The 1,916-nt window shown below is 60.6% G+C and carries 2 protein-coding genes; both read left to right on the forward strand.

Annotated features, from left to right (window positions below; genetic code table 11):
- Positions 1-121: 121 nt before the first annotated feature.
- Positions 122-1,048, forward strand: a complete 927-nt coding sequence (locus tag HT737_RS02425; protein WP_047294620.1) for a carbohydrate ABC transporter permease — start codon at positions 122-124, stop codon at positions 1,046-1,048.
- Between the two features lie 8 nt (positions 1,049-1,056).
- Positions 1,057-1,887, forward strand: a complete 831-nt coding sequence (locus HT737_RS02430; protein ID WP_182401296.1) for a carbohydrate ABC transporter permease — start codon at positions 1,057-1,059, stop codon at positions 1,885-1,887.
- The last annotated feature ends 29 nt before the right edge of the window (positions 1,888-1,916 follow it).

Consider the following 1,916-nt stretch of genomic DNA (forward strand, 5'->3'; position numbering starts at 1 on the left):
CGAGCCTGCTCGCGAAGGCGTCGTGCCAGCCAATACACATGGCACTGATCCCGCGCTTTCGCGAGCAGGCTCGCTCCCACATGGGATCTCCATAGGTCTGTATGACTCGGTTGTGATCACCATGAATACTTCAACTGCCAAAGCCCACCTCGACCTGGCGCAACCCCAGCGCAAAGTCCGCGTACGCAATCCCGGCTGGTTTCTGGTCAGCCCTTCGGTGGCCCTGTTGCTGCTGTGGATGATCGTGCCGCTGGGCATGACTATTTACTTCTCGATGATTCGCTACAACCTGCTCGATCCGGGGGTGAATGAGTTCGTCGGGCTGGAGAACTTCAGCTATTTCCTCACCGACTCAGGCTTCTTGCCCGGCGCCACCAACACCCTGTTGCTGGTGGGCAGCGTGCTGCTGATCAGCGTGGTGTTCGGTGTGTTGATCAGCGCGTTGCTCGAGGCCAGCGAGTTTCTCGGTCGCGGCATCGTGCGGGTGATGCTGATCTCGCCGTTCTTCATCATGCCCACGGTCGGCGCGCTGATCTGGAAGAACCTGATTTTCCATCCAGTCTCGGGGATTCTCGCCTACGTCTGGCGGCTGTTCGGCGCCGAGCCGGTGGACTGGCTGGCGCACTATCCGCTGCTGTCGATCATCATCATTGTTTCGTGGCAATGGCTGCCCTTCGCGATCCTGATCCTGATGACGGCCATGCAGTCCCTCGACCAGGAACAGAAGGAGGCCGCGCGTCTGGATGGCGCCGGCCCCGTCGCGATCTTCTGGCACCTGACCCTGCCGCACCTGGCGCGGCCGATTGCCGTGGTGGTGATGATCGAAACGATCTTCCTGCTGTCGGTGTTCGCCGAGATTTTCACCACCACCAACGGCGGCCCCGGCTACGCCTCGACCAACCTCGCCTACCTGATCTACAACCAGGCGCTGGTGCAGTTCGACGTCGGCATGGCCTCGGCGGGCGGCTTGATTGCCGTGGTCATCGCCAACATCGCCGCGATCATTCTGGTGCGAATGATCGGCAAAAACCTGACTGACAAAGCTTGAGGCCTGCCATGACCCTTCAACAATCCCGCCGGCTGCAAAGCCTGCTGCTCGGCACCCTGGCCTGGGCCATCGCGATCGTGATTTTCTTCCCGATCTTCTGGATGGTGCTGACCAGTTTCAAAACCGAAATCGACGCGTTCGCCACGCCGCCGCAGTTCATCTTCACGCCGACGCTGGAGAACTACCTGCACATCAACGAGCGCAGCGACTACTTCAGTTTTGCCTGGAACTCGGTGGTGATCTCGTTCAGTGCCACGGCGCTGTGCCTGCTGATCGCGGTGCCCGCCGCCTACTCGATGGCGTTCTACGAAACCCAGCGCACCAAGGGCACGCTGCTGTGGATGCTCTCGACCAAGATGCTGCCGCCGGTAGGTGTGCTGATGCCGATCTACCTGCTGGCCAAGAGTTTCGGCCTGCTCGATACGCGTATCGCGCTGATCGTGATCTACACGCTGATCAACCTGCCGATCGTGGTCTGGATGGTTTACACCTACTTCAAGGACATTCCCAAGGACATCCTCGAAGCCGCCCGCCTCGACGGCGCCACCCTCGCCCAGGAAATGCTCCGCGTGCTGCTGCCGATCGCCAAGGGCGGCCTGGCCTCGACCGTGCTGCTGTCGCTGATCCTGTGCTGGAACGAGGCGTTCTGGTCGCTGAACCTGACGTCGTCGAAAGCCGCGCCACTGACCGCGTTGATCGCCTCGTACTCAAGCCCCGAAGGTCTGTTCTGGGCCAAGTTGTCAGCCGTCTCGACCCTGGCCTGTGCGCCGATCCTGATCTTCGGCTGGATCAGCCAGAAACAATTGGTGCGCGGCCTTTCATTTGGCGCCGTGAAATGAATCAAAAGCAAAAGATCGCAAGCCTTCGG

Source organism: Pseudomonas sp. MD195_PC81_125, assembly GCF_014060985.1.
GTDB lineage: Bacteria > Pseudomonadota > Gammaproteobacteria > Pseudomonadales > Pseudomonadaceae > Aquipseudomonas > Aquipseudomonas parakoreensis.